Consider the following 18,759-nt stretch of genomic DNA (forward strand, 5'->3'; position numbering starts at 1 on the left):
CTTAATTTGTAAAAAAGAATACTCAAAAACTTATTTTGGATATGAGTTTATGATTTTCTTTTCCTATCTTTTTTTTACAAAAATAATTAACAAATAAATTTTAAAAAAGAAAAAAAGTTGCTTAGCCAATTGATATCGATGAATAGTGATTAATATCCGTTAAGTTGATAAAAAACATAAACAAAGAGATAATTGAGCCTTAGCAATTTTAATAAAACAACTGCTGCATTATCTACTTTCAGAAGAGACGACCTTTTTATTTTCAGATTCTATATTATGATGGTTGTGGATGTTGCTAACTATTAATTTTTAACCAAATGAGAAAAATACTTTTACCTTTCTAATTGATTAGCGTAATAATTTTTGAAAAGGGAAAAAGAAAATGAGTGCTACATTTTTCTAGATACCTCAATATTGACAGTTTAGGAATGACACACAACTTCAATATTTCTTTTAGATAGAAAAGTATAAACGACGAGAAAAAATCACTTAAACATAAAAAAAACTAACTTAATACTAATTCAATTTTATTTATTTCTCCCTTTTTCATCCGGGTACAAATCTGGCAAATGATCACTTTGAGAGCACACTTTTGTATCAATATTTATTCCGGTTACTTTTCCTTTAAAGGCAGCTCCGGTATCAATATTCCAAACATTTGCAATGTTTATTGGTAAAGATTCATTATACTTTGTAGTGGGCGTATGACCAATATAAATTTCTTTATAATGTTGTATTCTTTTAGGATAATACATCGAGTCTTTTTCTATTCGGTTGTCCATCACCAAAAGCATTTCCCACAGAGATCTATCTGTATAAAAAAGCTCTTTAAAGGGTTCTTTTTCTACACCATGTAAAGAAGTAAAACCGGCATGCAAAAACAATCTATTTTCAGCATCTATATGATATAAAGGTAGCTTCTCAAAAAAGACCAAATGTTGTTTTTTTTCTTCTTCGGAAAAGCCCTCATAACTTTCCATGGTTTCTTTACCACCATGCATATACCAAGAGGCATTTACCGTTGCTGTTTTTAACCAATCTTGACACCAAACATCATGATTTCCTTTTATAAAGACGCACTTAAATTTCTGCGACACATCTATTAAAAACTGAACAACTTGAGCAGATTCACTCCAACCATCGACATAATCTCCCATGAAGATCAGTTTATCTCCCTCTTTAATTTCTAGTTTATTTAAAACCTGAATTAACGCTTTTAAGCCTCCATGAATATCTCCTATTGCAAAAGTTCTCATCTTCCTTTTATTTTTCACAAAACTACTATTTTCTATAAAAAAAAGATGAAAGGAATCTTAATTTAATTAAAAATACTGTCCAATTCCAAAAACCAAACCTCCTTCAGAATTGTTTTTAACAGTGTTTACTCTAAACCCATAATCGATTCTAAAAGTAGCATTGTATATTTTTTTACTGATAAAACGCAAACCAAAACCCGAATATATATGAATGTTTTTGCTACTCAAAAAATCATTTAAGTTTCCGCCAGGGTTTCTCCAAGACCCAATATCTGTAAAGAAATTTGTTTGAATTGCCAACCAATTTTTATCATAGATCGTGTGCCTGTATTCTGTGTTCCAAACAACACTACCTGTACCTCTATCTACTAAAATACCTACTCCACGTAAATTTATATTGTTATCTAAAGCAAAGGGTGCAAAGGGTGTTTTTTCATTTGATGACAAACCAATTCTTAATCTGTTTGCCCAGTTTCCTTTTTCAGTAATTCGGGTGTAATAGAAAAAATCATTCCAAAAAATACAAAAATCGTTCTGGAAATCATTTTCTGTAATTACATACTGTGCATACAGTACACTTTTAAATCCGTTTATATATTGATAAAAATAATCTAAATTATTATAAACATATACTAGTTTAAAAAGTGTCTTTTTTAGGCTTAACCTTTTTGGAATTGAGGGGTCTATAGCTCCTGAAATATATTGATATTGCTCTGTAAAAAAATTAAAGCCAAAATTAATTTGATTTTTAAAATTGATTTGATGAATCCCTAAAACTTCAAAAGAAGTATTATTGTAAACATAATTAGCCGTTTTATCTCCAAAATAAAGAGGCTCTTCACTCTTCCAATCTTGATGATTTACAGATAGCCCCCACTTTTTAGAAAACAAATTCGGCGCTCTAAAATTAATACCATACGAATTGAACCCGTTGTTTTGGTAATATCCGCCAAAGGCAATATTTTTTCCTAAAAAATTATAATCATACAAACCTAGTTTGTATGAAAACTGCTGATTTGTAGTAGTCCAAAAATTAACTTCTGGAAACAAGGTTAAATTTTCTTCAACGGTAATAAAAACAGTGCAGAAATTAGTATTAGCATTTAGTACTTGATAATACGCATGCCTTATTGCTGGCAATCTTTTCAATTCAATAATATCTTTCTCTAAGGCAATAGAATCTAAAACAAGGTCTTTCTTGGTACTTAAAAATTTCTTTAAAAAAGAAATTTTAGTCTTCCTTGCTCCTTTAATTTTAAGATCTAAAATTATTCTTTCTTGTGAAAAAAGAGAAAAAGAGATCCCTAAAAATAAAAAAGTAAAAATCCAGATTTTAAGTTTCATTATTCTGCAACAAAAGATTTTTGTATTCGTAAATTTACCCAATTATCTGCACTTACCGCCATTAAGGTAAAATTATAGGTGTCGTCTACCACCAAATCCTTTGGAGTTGCAGTGTTTATATTTAAAACAATATTGGTTGTGTTATAGTATTGAAAAAAATGATCATAGCTATACGTTCCAGAAATAGAATCATCATCTCTATCAGAAATTACTTGAAAATAAAATTCATTATCTGTAATATCAAAATCTGACCATGTAAATTTTGGTTTTAAAGTTGTTGGATATTCGATTTTAACTTCATTTGTCCAATTTATAGGTTTGGTCTCATTTTTTAATCGAATGGGATTTGACTTGTGCATTTTTCCATGAGTTAAATAGGTTACCACACACCAAAATTCTTCCGAATTTAATTGTGAAAATCGGCTTAATTTTTGGGTAAAAACAGCTGTTTCAGCTAAAACTATTCTTTTGTAATTCGTAAAATCATTTTCATCTATATTTAAACTGTCTGCTTCATAATAAAGCACTTACAAAGCACCTTCAACTGGATAATAAAAAATATAAGATAGGCTTTCATTTGCATCCGCAGTTGCTGCACAAGCAATAATTTTATTTAACTCTCTATTAGAGTTTCCTTCAAAATAATCTTGCAAATTTCTTGGAATTGTAATGTCATTATCTTCTGAACATAAAAAAAAGAAAATAGAAAAAGGAACAAAAAGTAGCAACTGTTTTAGTTTCATTCATCAATTTATATTTTAAACGTCATAATTGGTAAAGCAGAATGGTTTGAAACATCTTCAGAAATACTTCCTGAAAAAACGTGAGACAATCCTTTTCTACCATGTGTGATTAATGCAATTAAGTCTGCACCAACTGCATTCGAAAAGTCTAAAATACCATCTTCTATTGATTTGGCACAAACAAAATTAACATTTACTAACCGATTTGTATGGCCCTCTGCTTTCATTAAAAAGTTGTTTGCTAAAGCATCCATTTCTGGCGTCGTTTTAAATAGTTCGTTTGGTGAATTCACAAATAAAAGATGTTTTTTAGCACCCAAAAAATCTAATGAATCTAACATTTTATTGAAAGCGGGTATTGTTTCTTCTGAAAAATCTGTTGTAAAAACGATATCAGAAAAATCTACATCATTCAATTCATTTTTAAGTATTAAAACAGGAATCTCTGCATATCTAATAACTTTTTCCGTGTTTGATCCTGTAAAAAATTCTTTTAATCCACTAGCTCCATGAGATCCCATAATTATTAAATCTGCATTTATTTCTTTCGCAATAGCATTTACTTCGCTAAAAACTTTATAATGCTTAATAATTGGCACAAGTTTCACCTCTTTTAAAAAGTCTTTTTGTAGGAATTTTTCAAATCTTTTTTCTGCTAATTTTAAAAAGAAAACTCCTTTTTCTTGGCTAAATTCTGAGCTTTGACTAAAGTTAACCTCCTGAAGATCTAACATATGTAAAGCATAAATTTCAACATCCATTTTTTTTGACAAAAGTGCTGCCGCTTTTAACGCATACTCTGAATGCTCTGAGAAATCTATAGGCACAATAATTTTTTTCATCTAAAATATTTTTATATTCTAGCACAAATTTAAAAACAATTAATGTTCTATTTCAAGATATTTATCATGTTTAAAAACATGTTATTGTTTATATAGTTTTCTAATTAATTGCTCTGCTGGTTTATTTTGGGGTGTAAATCTGTTGTTATTTTCACCTCCAACTTCCTCATGTTTATGAAACCATTTCCAAATAAAACCACCAGCAAACCAATCTTCTTTCCAAAATTGATTGTGTATCGCTTGCAAACCGTTAACTTGTGCTTGCAAATTTACATTGCCTTCTACTCTATTCGATTCCCAAGGTTTTTTGGCGTTAAAATCTACACTTCTATATCCAAATTCTGTAAACAAAACGGGCTTATTGTATTTTTTCTGAATTTTAATAACTTCGTTTTTGTGAGGTTCCCAGCCAATTTCTAATTCTTGTACCGTTGGTGATTTTTCATCACTCAAAGGAAAATACGCATCAACTCCAATAAAATCGATTTCACCCCAAAAAGAAACTCTTTTAAATTCATCCCAATTTGCAGCATAAGTTAACTTTCCTTTATATATTTTTCTGATTTCCTTTATTAATTTTTGCCAATATTGTGGCCTAGTCATTACAAATTTTTCTAATTCTGTTCCAATACAAAGAATATCTGCATTAATTTCTTGTGCCGCTTTTGCATAGGTTAAAATAAATTCTGAGTAGGAATTCTCTAAAATAGTCCATTTTTCTTCAGAATCCATTTCTATGTTCCCTGTAAATTCTCCGCGCCAAACCCAAATTTGAGGTTTTACCATAACGTTTACAGCATTCTTTTGAAACTCTTTTGCATATTGTAACAGTCCACTTTTGGTTTCACCAAACCATTGTCTATTTGTATTGTGTGTTATTTTTGGCGAAGACAATTCTTTTATGAAACCAAAAGGCATCAATGCAACATAATTGCTTTGTGCATTTAAAACTGCATTTGTGTGTGTGATATCAATTTTATCTCTGGAAGCTACAAAGCTTAATCCGTTTACTTTTTTGGTTTGACTGTTACAGGGTAACTCTAAAAAAAGAAGCAGTAAAAAAAAGAGTTTTGTTGTTTTCATAATTCCCTCTAAAATAGTTCTTTTTACTAAAACAATGCTCTTAATCCAATATTAAAACTTTGTCCTAAACCGGTATCACTCCCTCTTACAAATTTGCTGTATAAAATTTCTAAGTTTAAAGTACTGTTTAATTGATATTTTCCTCCAAAACCTAATGCCGTAAAATTTTGTGTAAAATCTCCAAAACGCTGATAATGTTGCACGAAACCTAAAATAGTTGTTGTATTACTTGGAAAATAACTCATAAATACACCCGGAGCTAACACAATTGTGTTGTTTGCAAAACTAGTGGAATCACCAAAATTATACTCCGTATTTAATTCTGTAAACAATTGCCAATTTCCATTTTCGACCGTATAATCATAAAAAAAACGGTTTTGAAATGTATATGCTGTCTGATCTAAATACACACCATTTGCATCAGATTCATTTGAAATTATAGGAATATGAAAAGCAGATTGAATCGAGAAGTTTCCAATATTTTCTATCGGCTGCCATTTTAAAGCTGGTGCAAAAGAAGATAATCCATTTCTTGAATTTTCATCATTCTTAAAATCAAAAGCAGCAGTAGCACTTTTTCCATTAATAACATTTGAACGGTATTCTAACAACAACCCAATGTTTAATCTGTTATTATCTGAAACACCTGTAAAAAAATCTAAAGTTGATGTGAAATAAGTTTCTCTTTCTTTATCAGATGTAATCCCATTATAGCTGCCCTTGGTTTCTGTATACAAATTGTTAAAAAACTTAACATCCCATTGACCTTTGTCTAATAATTTTGATGGCGTATATGTTTGAATATTACTTTTAACAGGCTCTCTTTCTTGCGCAGAAGCGGTAAAACTGACAACAAATGTGGTAAGAAATAGAATTTTTGAAAATCTCTTTTTCATTTTTCTAGTTGGTTTTATTTCTAAAAGTTTAATTACGAAGTAAGTCATTAAAATTATCGAATGCTTACAATTTAGACTTATGCTTTTTTATTTATAATAAATCTAAATTAAATTTCAGGTTTAAGTTCTTAACTTAGTCTTCGACTCAAAAGTAAGAATCAATCAACTATGGAGCATATTGTTATTATTGGTAATGGAATTTCTGGAGTAACTGCCGCAAGACATATCAGAAAGAATTCTGATAAAAAAATTACCCTAGTTTCTGCTGAAACTAAATACTTTTTTTCGAGAACTGCACTTATGTATGTTTATATGGGGCACATGAAATTTGAACACACACAACCTTATGAAAATTGGTTTTGGGATAAAAATAAAATCGAATTAAAAGAGGGTTTTGTTAATAAGATAAACACTGATAAAAAAACATTAAAATTTAAAGATTCTTCTATACTTTATTACGATAAATTAATTATTGCAACAGGTTCTAAACCTAATAAATTTGGCTGGCCAGGGCAAGATTTAAAAGGTGTTATGGGCATGTATCACAAACAAGATTTAGAGAATTTAGAAAAATTTGCCCCAAATAAAGAAAAATGCAAAAGAGCTGTAATTGTTGGTGGTGGGTTGATTGGAATTGAATTGGCAGAAATGTTGAGAAGTAGAAAAATTCCGGTTACTTTTTTAGTGCGTGAAGCTAGTTTTTGGAATGGGGTTTTACCAACGCAAGAATCAGAAATGATTAATAATCATATTAAAGAACATCACATAGATTTAAGACTCAGCACTAATTTAAAAGAAATCAAAGCAGATAAAAACGGCAATGTAAAATCAGTAATTATTGAAGAAACCGGTGAAGAAATTTTCTGCAATGTAGTGGGATTAACAGCCGGTGTTACACCAAATATTGATTTTATAAAAGATTCTGGAATCGCATTAGGACGTGGTGTAAAAGTGAATCGCTTTTTAGAAACAAACATAAAAAATGTTTATGCAATTGGTGATTGTGCAGAGCAACATGAAGCTATCGGACAAAGAAGAAATATTGAAGCCGTTTGGTATACAGGAAGAATGATGGGAGAAACGCTTGCGCAAACTATTTGTGGTAATAAAACGGAATACAAACCTGGACATTGGTTTAATTCTGCCAAATTTTTAGACATTGAATACCAAACGTATGGTTGGGTTTTTAGTGAACGAAGTAAAAAAGAAAATGAAGCTTATTTTCAATGGCAACATACAAAAGATCATAAATGTATTACCATTTCTTATGATATCGATTCTCGCCAATTTTTAGGAATAAATACCTTTGGAATTAGAATGCGTCATGAAATTTTTGATACGTGGCTAACCCAAAATAAATCTGTAGAATTTGTTTTAGAATATTTAGCGGATGCCAATTTTGATCCTGAGTTTTATAAATTGCATGAAGCTGAAATTGTAACGAAATTTAATACAGAGCAGATGACCAACATCAATTTAAAAAAGAAAAGTTGGAAACGAATTTTTACCAATTAATTGGGGTTTAGCAATCATAAAACTCTTTCAATCCAAACTTATAACGTAAAATTATTATTGTGAAATTTATAAAACAAACAGGTTTAGTTGTCTTTTTAACAGGATTAGCCTTTTTTATAGGAACTATTTTTACAGGTTCATTTAGTTTAACCCCCCAAGAATTAGATACTTTTATTAGCGAAAAAGGGTACAAAAGCGAAGTCATCAAAGACGAACTTTCTAGAGCAATTGTCAACAAAAAAGATTTAAACATTTTTGCTTTTTCTACTAAAGTAATTACTGCCTTCGAAACATCTAATAATTATTATGATACCTTAATTACAAAATACAATGCTGAAAAAAATTGGACTAAAAAAGGAGCACAGTATCAATATAAAATCTCAGGAAAACTAAGAAGCACAAGTTTTGCACTTGCAAAAAAAGCGGGTAAGGGTTTAGCTGCTGACAAAACTGGTTTCATGTGGTTTCTAACTTTTGGTTTGGGTATTATTGGTGCACTGTTGTATATCGTGCCCGATGTTGTTTTATTAGGTAAGCCAGGAATTAAAAACGATGGGATATTTTTAAACGCAGCCACAAATCGTGGTTGGATTGGTTGGTTTGCTTTTATCTTTTTAGTGACTTTTTACAGCCTACTCTATTTCTACCCAGATTTAATCGTTAACTGGGTCTATTTAGTAGATCCGATAAGTAAATCTATTAGCGGAAATCCTGCAAGTCAGTGGTTTTTATATGGTTTTTTATATTGTACAGTAATGAGTGTTATGGCTGTGAGAATGTATATAAAATACCGTCATAATAAATACCAAATTTTAAGAACAACATCTGTTTTATTCTTTCAAATTGTATTCGCTTTTTTAATTCCTGAAATTTTAGTTCGTTTTGATAAACCTTGGTATGACTTTAAAAATGCGTTTCCTTTAGACTATGATTTTTTCTTTAGATGGAATTTAGACGAGCTGCTTGCTAGTGGAACATTTGGTCTATTTATTTTAGTCTGGGGCGTTGTTTTAACAATAGTAGTTGTTCCTGTAATGGTCTATTTCTTTGGAAAAAGATGGTACTGTTCTTGGGTTTGTGGTTGTGGTGGATTGGCAGAAACATTAGGAGATCCTTACCGACAACTATCGAGCAAAACGCTACTTTCCTGGAGAGTAGAACGTATTGTAATTCATTCGGTATTAATTTTTGTTTTGGTCATGACGGGGTTTGCTTTGTACACTTTCTTCTCTGGAGAGAGTCAAGTAATTGGTATTAAAACACAAACAATTCAAGATATTTATGGTTTTTTAATTGGTTCTATTTTTGCGGGTGTTATTGGTACTGGATTCTATCCTATTTTTGGAAACCGTGTTTGGTGTAGATTTGGTTGTCCTTTAGCAGCCTATTTAGGTTTTATTCAACGTTTTAAATCAAGATTTAGAATTACTACGAATGGCGGACAGTGTATCTCATGTGGAAACTGCTCTACCTATTGTGAACAAGGAATTGATGTAAGAGCGTATGCACAAAAAGGAGAAAATATTGTACGTTCTAGTTGTGTGGGTTGTGGAGTTTGTTCTGCAGTTTGCCCTCGAGGTGTTTTAAAATTAGAAAATGGTCCTGAAGATGGAAGAATAAATCCTACAGAAATTCTACTTGGAAATGATGTAGATTTAATGGATCTCGTAAATAGAAAGTAATGTTTCAGAAAACATTCTTCCTTTTCTCTTACTATCATTGAGTTTTGCTTCTTTCTGTCAAAAAAATATCACAAAGAGTATTATAAGAATGGACAACGTAAGGAAAAAGACTAGCTTATAACTAGTAAAAATAGAGCATTTTGGAGATTCTATTACAAAAGTGGGCACCTGAAAAAAGAAGGTCATTTTATAGATAATTTAGAAACGAATTATTGGTACTTTTATAGCCAAGATTCTTAGAAAGAAAAAGAAGGTCATTTTTGAAAAGAAACTAAAAATAATTGGAGGTTATTTTATGATGGCCTAAGGTTGCGTGCATCATAAATGTCAATTAAAAAACAATCAAAAAAACAAATATTGCTTAATTTACAATAGGAGAAAATTGATAAAAACATCCAAATATAAAAAAGGTAAAATAATAAAAGTATGGACAGACTTTTCATCCTTACAGATGAAAACGGCGTCCCAGATTTAAGATAAAATGACACCAACCATAAAAGTAATTATACCTGCATATAACGAACAAGACTCGATTGCAAATGTTATCAACGACATTCCTAAAATCGTTGACGAAGTAATTGTTGTAAGCAATAATTCTACTGACCATACAGAAATCAATGCAAAAAATGCTGGTGCTACGGTTTTAAAAGAAAGTAAAAAGGGTTATGGTTATGCTTGCTTAAAAGGAATGGAGTACATCAGTAAACAAAACAAAAAACCAGAAATCATTGTTTTTTTAGATGGAGATTATTCTGATTATCCAGAACAATTAACAAAAATTATTGCTCCAATTATCCATGATCATATTGATTTTGTAATTGGTTCTCGTGTAAAAAAATTGCGTGAAAGTGGTTCTATGACACCGCAACAAGTTTTTGGTAATTGGTTAGCAACCTTTTTAATGAAATTATTTTTTGGCGCGAAATTTACAGACTTAGGTCCTTTTAGGGCCATAAAATATGACAAATTATTAGCACTAAAAATGCAAGACAAAACATATGGCTGGACGGTTGAAATGCAATTAAAAGCACTAAAACAAAAACTGACCTATGCAGAAATACCTGTAAAATATAGAAATAGAATTGGTGTTTCAAAAGTTTCAGGTACCATAAAAGGTTCTATCTTTGCAGGAATAAAGATTTTAGGTTGGATTTTTAAATATAGTTTTAAATAATGGTTTTAGAATACATCATCATAGCTGTTTATACTATTTGCTTATTGCTTATTTTCATGTATGCAATAGCGCAATTAAACCTACTCTTTAATTATTTGAAGTATAGAAACAAAGAAGACAACTCTCCTAAATTTAATTTCTCAAATCCTGATGAAATCCCTTTTGTAACCATACAACTGCCAGTATTTAATGAATTATATGTAATGAAGCGTTTGTTAAAAAACATCGCAAAATTAGAATATCCTTTAGATAAATTAGAAATACAAGTTTTAGATGACTCCACAGATGAATCTATAGAAATGACTGCAAAACATATTAAAAAAATTCAAGAAAAAGGAATTGATATACAGCATATTAGGAGAACCAATAGAAAGGGTTTTAAAGCAGGTGCTTTAAAGGAAGGGTTAAAAACCGCTAAAGGTGAATTTATTGCTATTTTTGATGCAGATTTTCTACCTCAAAAAGATTGGTTATACCAGACTGTTCCTTATTTTAAAAACTCAGAAATCGGAGTTGTGCAAACACGCTGGGGACATATCAATAGAAATTATTCGACGCTTACAAAAATTCAAGCATTTGCTCTAGACGCTCATTTTACTCTGGAACAAGTTGGTAGAAATAGCAAAGGTCATTTTATAAATTTTAACGGAACTGCAGGGATTTGGCGAAAAAAATGTATTTATGATGCAGGTAATTGGGAAGGTGATACTCTAACAGAAGATTTAGATTTAAGTTATAGAGCCCAGTTAAAAAAATGGAAATTTAAATACCTTGAAAAGGTAGTTACTCCTGCAGAATTACCAATAATAATTAGTGCAGCAAGGTCTCAACAATTTAGATGGAATAAAGGCGGTGCGGAGAATTTTCAAAAAATGATGAGACGTGTAATAACGAGTAAAAACGTTCCTTTCAGGAGTAAGATACATAGTTTATTGCATTTATTGAACAGTTCAATGTTTACCTGTATTTTTTTAGTAGCTATTTTAAGTGTTCCCATGCTCTACATTAAAAATGAATATGCCCATTTAAAAAATTACTTTTATGTAATGAGTTTCTTTGTCCTTAGTTCTTTAATATTTTTTGTTTGCTATTGGTATATGTACAAAAATATTTATGGTAGTGGATTTAAGAATTTCTTTAAATATATAGGTGCATTTTTTACTTTTTTCTCCATAGCAATGGGCTTTTCTTTGCACAATACGATAGCAGTTTTGGAAGGGCATTTGGGTAAAAAAAGTGAATTTGTTAGAACACCAAAATTCAATATTAAGAATATAAAAGATGGTTGGAAAACAAATAAATATATCAAGAAAAAACCATCCATTCATGTTGTTTTAGAAGGCTTGCTAGCAATCTACTTTATTTTTGGAATGTATAGTGCATTCATTGTAGGAAATCAAGGTGGGGATTTCGGATTATTCCCCTTTCACTTTATGCTTTTTATAGGCTTCTCATATGTCTTTTTTAAATCAATTTTTTCTAAAGCATAATGTCTTTTTTTACAAAAAATAAAGACGCGCTATTTATTTCTATAAGTGCTATTCTATTCTTCTTATTTGCTTATTTCTTAGAAAGAATTGCATTCTATAGACTTCTTTTTTTATGGCTTTCTCTCTTTGGATGTTTTTATCTAATCATAAAAAGTAAAAGCCTAACATTCTCTAATTTAATCGGAATCTCCATTCTTTTTAGGTTGATATTTATATTTGCAACACCTAATTTATCTCAAGATTTTTATCGATTTATTTGGGATGGAAGAATGATTCTTGAGGGACTAAATCCATATCTATCTATACCACAAAGTTTTATTCAACAGGGATTACAGCCTATTGCAGAAACAACAGAATTATACAAAGGAATGGGTGAAATGAATGGAAGCCATTATACAAATTACCCACCACTAAATCAGTTGTGTTTTTTAATAGCTGCATTATTTTCTAGTAAAAGTATTTTTGGATCTATTATCGTTTTAAGATTGCTTATTATACTTGCCGATATTGGAATCTTATATTTTGGCAAAAAGCTTTTAGAAAAACTTCAGCTACCTGTAAAAAATATTTTTTGGTATGCTTTAAATCCTTTTATCATTATAGAAATGACAGGGAATTTACATTTTGAACCTGTAATGCTGTTCTTTCTTATTTGGGGATTGCACAAACTATACGAACAAAAATGGATTTTAGCTGCCGTTTTAATTGCTTGCTCTGTTTCTGTAAAATTGATTCCTCTTTTATTTTTGCCTCTTTTTTATCAATGGTTTATGAAGCAGAACGTGTCTATTAATGAAGAGAAAAAATTGAAAAGTTATACAAAAAAATGGATTCCTACTTTCGAAGGAATGATCAGATTAATAAGTTTTTACACAATTGTTTTAGCAACTACTATCATTTTATTTCTTCCATTTTACACTTCAGAATTAATCGAAAACTATATAAATTCAGTCGGTTTATGGTTTGGTAATTTTGAATTTAATGCCAGTTTTTACTACTTATTTAGAGAAATCGGCTATCTTTTTAGAGGTTGGAATGAAATTGCAATTATTGGAAAAATAACCCCTATTTTCACTGTCATTTTTTTAATAATTCTTACATTTCTAAAGAAAAACAATACCATGATTCAATTAATAACAGCATTATTATTTGGCTTGTGTTTTTATTATTTAATGGCAACCACTGTGCACCCCTGGTATTTAGCCACTCCTATAATTTTATCAGTTTTTACCAAATATAAATTCCCCGTTGTCTGGAGTTTGGTGGTGATTTTAAGTTATCAAGCCTATTCAAATTCTCCTTGGAAAGAAAATTTATGGTTAGTTCTTCTTGAATATTTGATTGTATTTTCCTTTTTAATTTATGAAATAAAAAGTTCAAACTTAAAAAAACTGATAATTTAATAATTTATTAAAAAAGGAATCCCTATAATTTTATATATTAGTGCTTAATTATTGTTTATATGAAGAAGCTTACCATAAAAGATATTGCAAAAGAATTTAATGTTTCTATCTCCACCGTTTCTAAAGCGCTGAATGACAGCTACGAAATTAGTGCAGCGACCAAAGATAAGATCCAAAAATATGCGAAAGCAAAAAACTATAAGCCTAACTTTAATGCACTAAGTTTAAAAAACAGAAGCACCAAAACAATTGGAATAATCATTCCAACAATGCTTAAATATTTCTTTGCACAAGTATTTAAAGGAATAGAAAAAACTGCTTTAGAAAGAGGTTACAAAGTTATTGCTTGCATTTCTAATGAGTCATACAACAAGGAAGTTGAAATTATAGAAATGCTTTCTAATGGAAGTATCGATGGTTTTATTCTTTCCATGTCTAAAGAGACTGAAATTAAGCAAGAATTTAATCATTTTAAAGAAACCATAGAAAACGGTACTCCAATTGTAATGTTTGATCGGGTTGCAAAAACCATAGAATGTGACAAAATTATTACGGATGATTTTAATGGTGCTTTGAATACGGTTGAATATTTACACAAAACTGGTCATAGAAATATTGCTTTTGTTTCTACTTTAAGCAATTTACATATTGGTGAACAACGCTTTTTAGGTTATAAGAAAGGATTAGAAAATGTAGGTTTACCTTTTAATGAAAATCTTATTGTCAATATTTTAAACCAAGACTATAAAGAATATGAATCTATTTTGATTCCGCTCTTTAAAAATAATAAAATTGATAGTGTAATAGCTACTGGCGAATCTGCTGCAATTGCTGCAATGAAAGCTGGCTTAAAAAGCGGTCTTGAAATACCTAAAAATTTATCTGTAATTGCATTTTCAAATGGAATTTTAGCAAGACACTCAAGTCCTAAAATGACAACAATTAGTCAACATGGAGAGCAAATGGGAGAGGCCGCTGCACAGATATTAATTGATAAATTAGAAAAAAAACATAATGACACGGTTACCAAAGTAATTAAGACTGATTTAGTTATTAGAGATTCTGCTAAGTTATAATGACCGATTTCACTAAAGTAAAATTGGTAGTTTCTGATATGGACGGAACTTTACTAAACTCTCAGGGACAAGTTAGTTCACAATTTTTCAATCTTTTTAAAGAACTTAAAAAAAGAAATATTACTTTTTGCGCAGCAAGTGGAAGACAACACAATAGTATTATTGATAAACTTTCTACTATAAAAGATGATATTTATATCATTGCAGAAAATGGTGGAGTTGTCAAAAAAAGAGATGAAGTTTTACTTTCCAATTATCTACAGCAAGAAAAAGTATTAAAATTAATTCCTATTTTAAGAAAAATTAAAGGAGCAAACATGGTTCTTTGTTGCAATAATGCTGCCTTTATAGAAAGCACAGATAAACTTTTCATTGAGCTCTTTCAAGAATATTATCACAGTTTTAAATTGGTAGATGATTTGTTAGAAATTCCAAAAACAACGCCTGTGTTTAAAATTGCAGTCTATCATTTTGATTCTTCTGAAGAATTTATTTATCCCGTAATCAAACACCTAAAAGAAGAGGTTTTACTAAAAATTTCTGGTGAAAATTGGTTAGATATCTCTGACGAAAAAGCCAACAAAGGAAATGCTTTAAGAGAAGTTCAGAAACTTTTAGATGTTACCAAAGGAGCTACTATGGTTTTTGGAGATTATCATAATGACATAGAAATGATGCAAGAGGCACATTTTAGTTTTTCAATGAAAAATGCACATGCTGATATTACAGAACTAGCAAACTTTTCAACAGAAAGTAATGATGATTTTGGTGTTGAACGTATTTTAGAGGAGTTACTTAAAATTAGAACTTAATCCTCATAAGAAACGGTGCTTTGCCTTTCTCTATTTACATGTAATTTAGTCACATCAGGTCTCGAATAATGACCTACACAATCAAAGTTTTGTCTTTCTTCTAAAACACGATTAAAATCTAAAGTTTCTATAATCAAACCTTCTTTATTAACAATAGGCGCTACTAACCATTCTCCGTCAGGAGAAGCAATACAAGAGCCACCATTTGCTAAAACCTTTGGAGCATCTTTGATAATTTTTTCATAATGAGGAATATCGCTTGGAAAATCAGATTTAGTCATTAAGCAAGAAACAGAAATCACAAAAGAACGAGATTCTCTTGCAATGAAGCGGGTAATATCCTTGGTATTATGGTCACTCCCTGGCCAAACAGCAATGTGCAAATTTTCTCCTAAACCATATAAAGCAGTTCTTGGCAAAGGCATCCAATTTTCCCAACAATTTAAGCCCCCAACCGTAAATTCTTTAAGAGGATGAACTTGCAAACCATTTCCGTCTCCAGGAGCCCAGGTCAAGCGCTCATCAAAGGTTGGTTGAAGTTTGCGATGAACAGATTTTATTTCTCCTTCTTGATTGATATACACTAATGAAGCATAAATACTATGTCCTCCTCTATTTTTTGCGCGCTCCATAATCCCTAAATAAATAGCAATGTTATGTTCTTTTGCTAATTTACAAATGGAATCTAACTCACCTTTTTCTATCGTTATAGAATTACGAACATAATGCGCATGAATTTCTTTCTGAGTTTGAGAATTCCATTCTGCACCATTCGTTAAACCAATCCAGAACGGATAGCCTGGCAGAAGGGCCTCCCCAAAAACAATCAATTCGCAATTTTCTTTTGCTGCCCCTTCAATTGAGTTTTTAATTTTTTCAATTGTTTTTTCTTTATTTAACCAAACAGGAGAGATTTGTGCTAAGGCTACTTTTAGTAAATTATTTTTCATAATTAATCTTCTATTATCATCAGACTAGGAGGTGGTGATATTATATTTCTATCGAAACTACCAAACCTTCATTAGATCTTACATTAAAAACAGTTTCATCTTCAAAGATTAAATACTGTCCTTTTATTCCAACTAGCTTTCCTTTAAAAGTTGGTGTTTTAATCAAATTTAAGCTTTTTGGTTTCTCAGGATATTTTAAAACAGGAAAGCTTAAGTGGGTTTCTGAATTGTTTTCAATAAAATACTCTTTTGCTTCTTCTGGAATAAAGACTTTTAACTTATCTCTCCATTCTACTAAATTTTCATCTTCAATATCATTCTTCAGCATTTTACGCCAATTAGTTTTATCAGCAACATATTCCTTTAAAGCGACTTCTGTAATTCCCGCTAAATACCTGTTAGGAACTTCCACAATTTCTAGAGCCTCGTGTGCTCCTTGATCGATCCATCTAGTAGGTACTTGCTGCTTTCTTGTAACGCCCACTTTAACATTGCTAGAATTTGCTAAATACACAATATGTGGTTTTAATTGTACAGATTTTTCATAAGCTAAATCCCGATCTTCAATATTTAAATGCGCTTTGCTTAATTCTGGTTTCATGATCCAATCTGCAGCATTTGGTATTTCAAAAAAACAAGATTTACAATATCCTTGTCTAAAAACTTTTTTTTCTAAATGACAGTTTAGACATTCATAAGTCACAAAACTAATTACTATCTCCTTGTCTAACAACTGATTCATATTTAAAAAATCAGAATTCATATCCAAATAATACTGAATTTGTGATGAATTTTCAGTTTTCATTTTTTTTAGTACTCCTTGATATTTCATGACCAAATTTTAGTATTTTTAGCTTATAACAAACTTACACAAAAAACGTAACTTTATCCATGGCTTTACCAATTGTAAATTCAATAATTTCTTGGTTTTTAAAAAAGAGAGTGCATCAAATAGAATTATTTTTAAAATATCCTATTGATGTGCAAGAAGAACTTTTAATGAAATTAATTGCTACTGCAAAAAGAACTGAGCTTGGCAAAGAGTATCATTTTTCATCTATCAAAAATTATGAAGATTTTACGAAAAACGTACCTATTCAAAAATATGAAAGCATAGAACCATTAATTGAGCGTTGCAGAAAAGGTGAACAAAATTTATTTTGGCCAACTCCAATAAAATGGTTTGCAAAATCAAGCGGAACTACAAACGCTAAAAGTAAATTTATTCCTGTGAGTGATGAAGCATTGGAATATTGTCACTTAAAAGCGGGTAAAGACATGTTATGCTTATACATCAATAACAATGATGAAACCCAATTGTTTACAGGTAAAGGTTTAAAATTAGGAGGAAGTTCTGAAATTTACAAAGACAACAATTCATACTTTGGAGATTTGTCGGCAATTATAACCGAGAACTTGCCTTTTTGGGCAGATTATAGTTCTGCCCCAAGTCAAGAAGTGGCTTTAATGGCAGAATGGGAAACCAAAATGGAAGCTATTATCGACGAAACAATACATGAAGATATTACTAGTTTAGTAGGTGTGCCCAGTTGGATGCTCGTACTCTTAAATAGAGTTTTAGAGCGCACAGGTAAAGATACTATTTTAGAGGTTTGGCCAAATTTGGAAGTGTATTTTCATGGAGGTGTTAATTTTAATCCTTATCGAGAGCAGTATAAAAAATTAATTCCTAAAAAGGATTTTCAATATTATGAAACCTACAACGCCTCCGAAGGTTTTTTTGCTATTCAAGACAGAAATGGTTCAAAAGAATTATTGTTGATGTTAGATTATGGAATTTTCTATGAATTTATTCCGATGACCTCTTATAAAGGAGAAAATTCTAAAACAATTCCTTTATCAAAAGTGAAAAAAGATATTGATTACGCTTTAATTATTACCACAAATAGTGGTTTGTGGCGCTATTTAATAGGAGACACAATACGATTTACTTCTTTAGATCCTTATAGAATTAAAATTACGGGAAGAACAAGACATTACATCAATGTTTTCGGTGAAGAAGTAAATATTGAAAATGCCGAAGATGCTTTAAAATTAGCTTGCAAGAAAACAAATGCAACTATCATCGATTATACAGTGGGCCCTATTTTTATGAAAGGTAAAAAAAGTGGGGGTCATGAATGGGTCATTGAGTTTAACAAAGCTCCAGAAAATATGAACTATTTTACAGAACTGTTAGACAATGCATTAAAATCTATCAATTCTGATTATGAGGCCAAGCGTTACAATTCTCTAACACTTGCAATGCCAATAATTCATGTGGCTAAAAAGGGCTTATTTTACACTTGGTTAAAGAGTAAAGACAAATTGGGAGGGCAACATAAAATACCAAGACTATCAAACTCAAGAGCATTCATAGAGGAATTGTTGATATTATAAAAAAACAGGTTTCACAATATATTTTTGTACTAGATTCATTTTTCAATACTAGAAAAGTAACATGTTCTTATAGCGACGGATACAACAATTTAT

The 18,759-nt window shown here is 30.4% G+C and carries 17 protein-coding genes; 8 read left to right on the plus strand and 9 right to left on the minus strand.

The window, feature by feature from the left end:
* Nucleotides 1-527: 527 nt before the first annotated feature.
* The 7 genes from ATE90_RS10625 to ATE90_RS10655 all read right to left on the minus strand — a co-directional run bounded on the left by ATE90_RS10625 (nt 528) and on the right by ATE90_RS10655 (nt 6,164).
* The gene (locus ATE90_RS10625) at nt 528-1,256 is read right to left on the minus strand and encodes a metallophosphoesterase family protein (protein WP_036783909.1); all 729 of its coding nucleotides are present in this window, start codon (nt 1,254-1,256) and stop codon (nt 528-530) included.
* Nucleotides 1,257-1,322: 66 nt separating this feature from the next.
* Nucleotides 1,323-2,600 (minus strand): hypothetical protein, encoded by a 1,278-nt coding sequence (locus ATE90_RS10630; protein WP_036783912.1) that lies wholly within the window; start codon nt 2,598-2,600, stop codon nt 1,323-1,325.
* The gene (locus tag ATE90_RS10635; RefSeq protein WP_101451381.1) at nt 2,600-3,127 is read right to left on the minus strand and encodes a hypothetical protein; all 528 of its coding nucleotides are present in this window, start codon (nt 3,125-3,127) and stop codon (nt 2,600-2,602) included. Before ATE90_RS10635 ends, ATE90_RS10630 begins: the two co-directional genes overlap by 1 nt.
* Entirely contained in the window at nt 3,128-3,343 is a 216-nt protein-coding gene (locus ATE90_RS10640) for a hypothetical protein (RefSeq protein WP_101451382.1), read from the minus strand.
* A gap of 8 nt (nt 3,344-3,351) precedes the next feature.
* Nucleotides 3,352-4,185, minus strand: a complete 834-nt coding sequence (locus ATE90_RS10645; RefSeq protein WP_101451383.1) for a universal stress protein — start codon at nt 4,183-4,185, stop codon at nt 3,352-3,354.
* A gap of 81 nt (nt 4,186-4,266) precedes the next feature.
* On the minus strand, nt 4,267-5,268 hold the full coding sequence (locus tag ATE90_RS10650) for a glycoside hydrolase family 113 (protein ID WP_172824231.1): 1,002 nt from the start codon (nt 5,266-5,268) through the stop codon (nt 4,267-4,269).
* A gap of 26 nt (nt 5,269-5,294) precedes the next feature.
* On the minus strand, nt 5,295-6,164 hold the full coding sequence (locus ATE90_RS10655) for a hypothetical protein (RefSeq protein ID WP_036788051.1): 870 nt from the start codon (nt 6,162-6,164) through the stop codon (nt 5,295-5,297).
* A 168-nt stretch (nt 6,165-6,332) separates the two neighbouring features.
* On the opposite strand from ATE90_RS10655, the gene ATE90_RS10660 reads away from it, so the two are divergent.
* The 7 genes from ATE90_RS10660 to ATE90_RS10690 all read left to right on the plus strand — a co-directional run bounded on the left by ATE90_RS10660 (nt 6,333) and on the right by ATE90_RS10690 (nt 15,316).
* The gene (locus tag ATE90_RS10660; RefSeq protein WP_036783921.1) at nt 6,333-7,679 is read left to right on the plus strand and encodes an NAD(P)/FAD-dependent oxidoreductase; all 1,347 of its coding nucleotides are present in this window, start codon (nt 6,333-6,335) and stop codon (nt 7,677-7,679) included.
* A gap of 59 nt (nt 7,680-7,738) precedes the next feature.
* Complete coding sequence (locus ATE90_RS10665; protein WP_036783924.1) at nt 7,739-9,361, plus strand: 4Fe-4S binding protein; 1,623 nt, start codon at nt 7,739-7,741, stop codon at nt 9,359-9,361.
* Nucleotides 9,362-9,842: 481 nt separating this feature from the next.
* Nucleotides 9,843-10,535, plus strand: a complete 693-nt coding sequence (locus tag ATE90_RS10670) for a glycosyltransferase family 2 protein (RefSeq protein ID WP_036783926.1) — start codon at nt 9,843-9,845, stop codon at nt 10,533-10,535.
* A complete protein-coding gene (locus ATE90_RS10675) occupies nt 10,535-12,025 on the plus strand; it encodes a cellulose synthase family protein (protein ID WP_036783929.1) in 1,491 nt (496 codons plus the stop codon). Before ATE90_RS10670 ends, ATE90_RS10675 begins: the two co-directional genes overlap by 1 nt.
* Nucleotides 12,025-13,428, plus strand: coding sequence for a hypothetical protein (locus ATE90_RS10680; protein WP_036783932.1), 1,404 nt, complete (start codon nt 12,025-12,027; stop codon nt 13,426-13,428). The genes ATE90_RS10675 and ATE90_RS10680 overlap by 1 nt, the downstream gene beginning before the upstream one ends.
* Before the next feature lie 59 nt (nt 13,429-13,487).
* A complete protein-coding gene (locus ATE90_RS10685; RefSeq protein ID WP_036783934.1) occupies nt 13,488-14,504 on the plus strand; it encodes a LacI family DNA-binding transcriptional regulator in 1,017 nt (338 codons plus the stop codon).
* Entirely contained in the window at nt 14,504-15,316 is an 813-nt protein-coding gene (locus ATE90_RS10690; protein WP_036783937.1) for a Cof-type HAD-IIB family hydrolase, read from the plus strand. Before ATE90_RS10685 ends, ATE90_RS10690 begins: the two co-directional genes overlap by 1 nt.
* Here ATE90_RS10690 and ATE90_RS10695 read toward each other — a convergent pair.
* Both ATE90_RS10695 and ATE90_RS10700 read right to left on the minus strand, forming a co-directional pair.
* On the minus strand, nt 15,313-16,266 hold the full coding sequence (locus ATE90_RS10695; protein ID WP_036783939.1) for a carbon-nitrogen hydrolase family protein: 954 nt from the start codon (nt 16,264-16,266) through the stop codon (nt 15,313-15,315). The genes ATE90_RS10690 and ATE90_RS10695 overlap by 4 nt on opposite strands.
* A gap of 40 nt (nt 16,267-16,306) precedes the next feature.
* Nucleotides 16,307-17,098, minus strand: a complete 792-nt coding sequence (locus ATE90_RS10700) for a DUF2797 domain-containing protein (RefSeq protein ID WP_036783942.1) — start codon at nt 17,096-17,098, stop codon at nt 16,307-16,309.
* A gap of 59 nt (nt 17,099-17,157) precedes the next feature.
* Here ATE90_RS10700 and ATE90_RS10705 point away from each other — a divergent pair, with 59 nt between their 5' ends.
* Nucleotides 17,158-18,666 carry a GH3 auxin-responsive promoter family protein gene (locus ATE90_RS10705; RefSeq protein ID WP_036783944.1) on the plus strand — a complete coding sequence of 503 codons (1,509 nt, stop codon included), beginning with the start codon at nt 17,158-17,160 and terminating at the stop codon, nt 18,664-18,666.
* Nucleotides 18,667-18,759: the final 93 nt, after the last annotated feature.

Origin of the sequence: Polaribacter sp. Hel1_33_96 (genome assembly GCF_002846595.1) — a bacterium.
Lineage (GTDB): Bacteria > Bacteroidota > Bacteroidia > Flavobacteriales > Flavobacteriaceae > Polaribacter.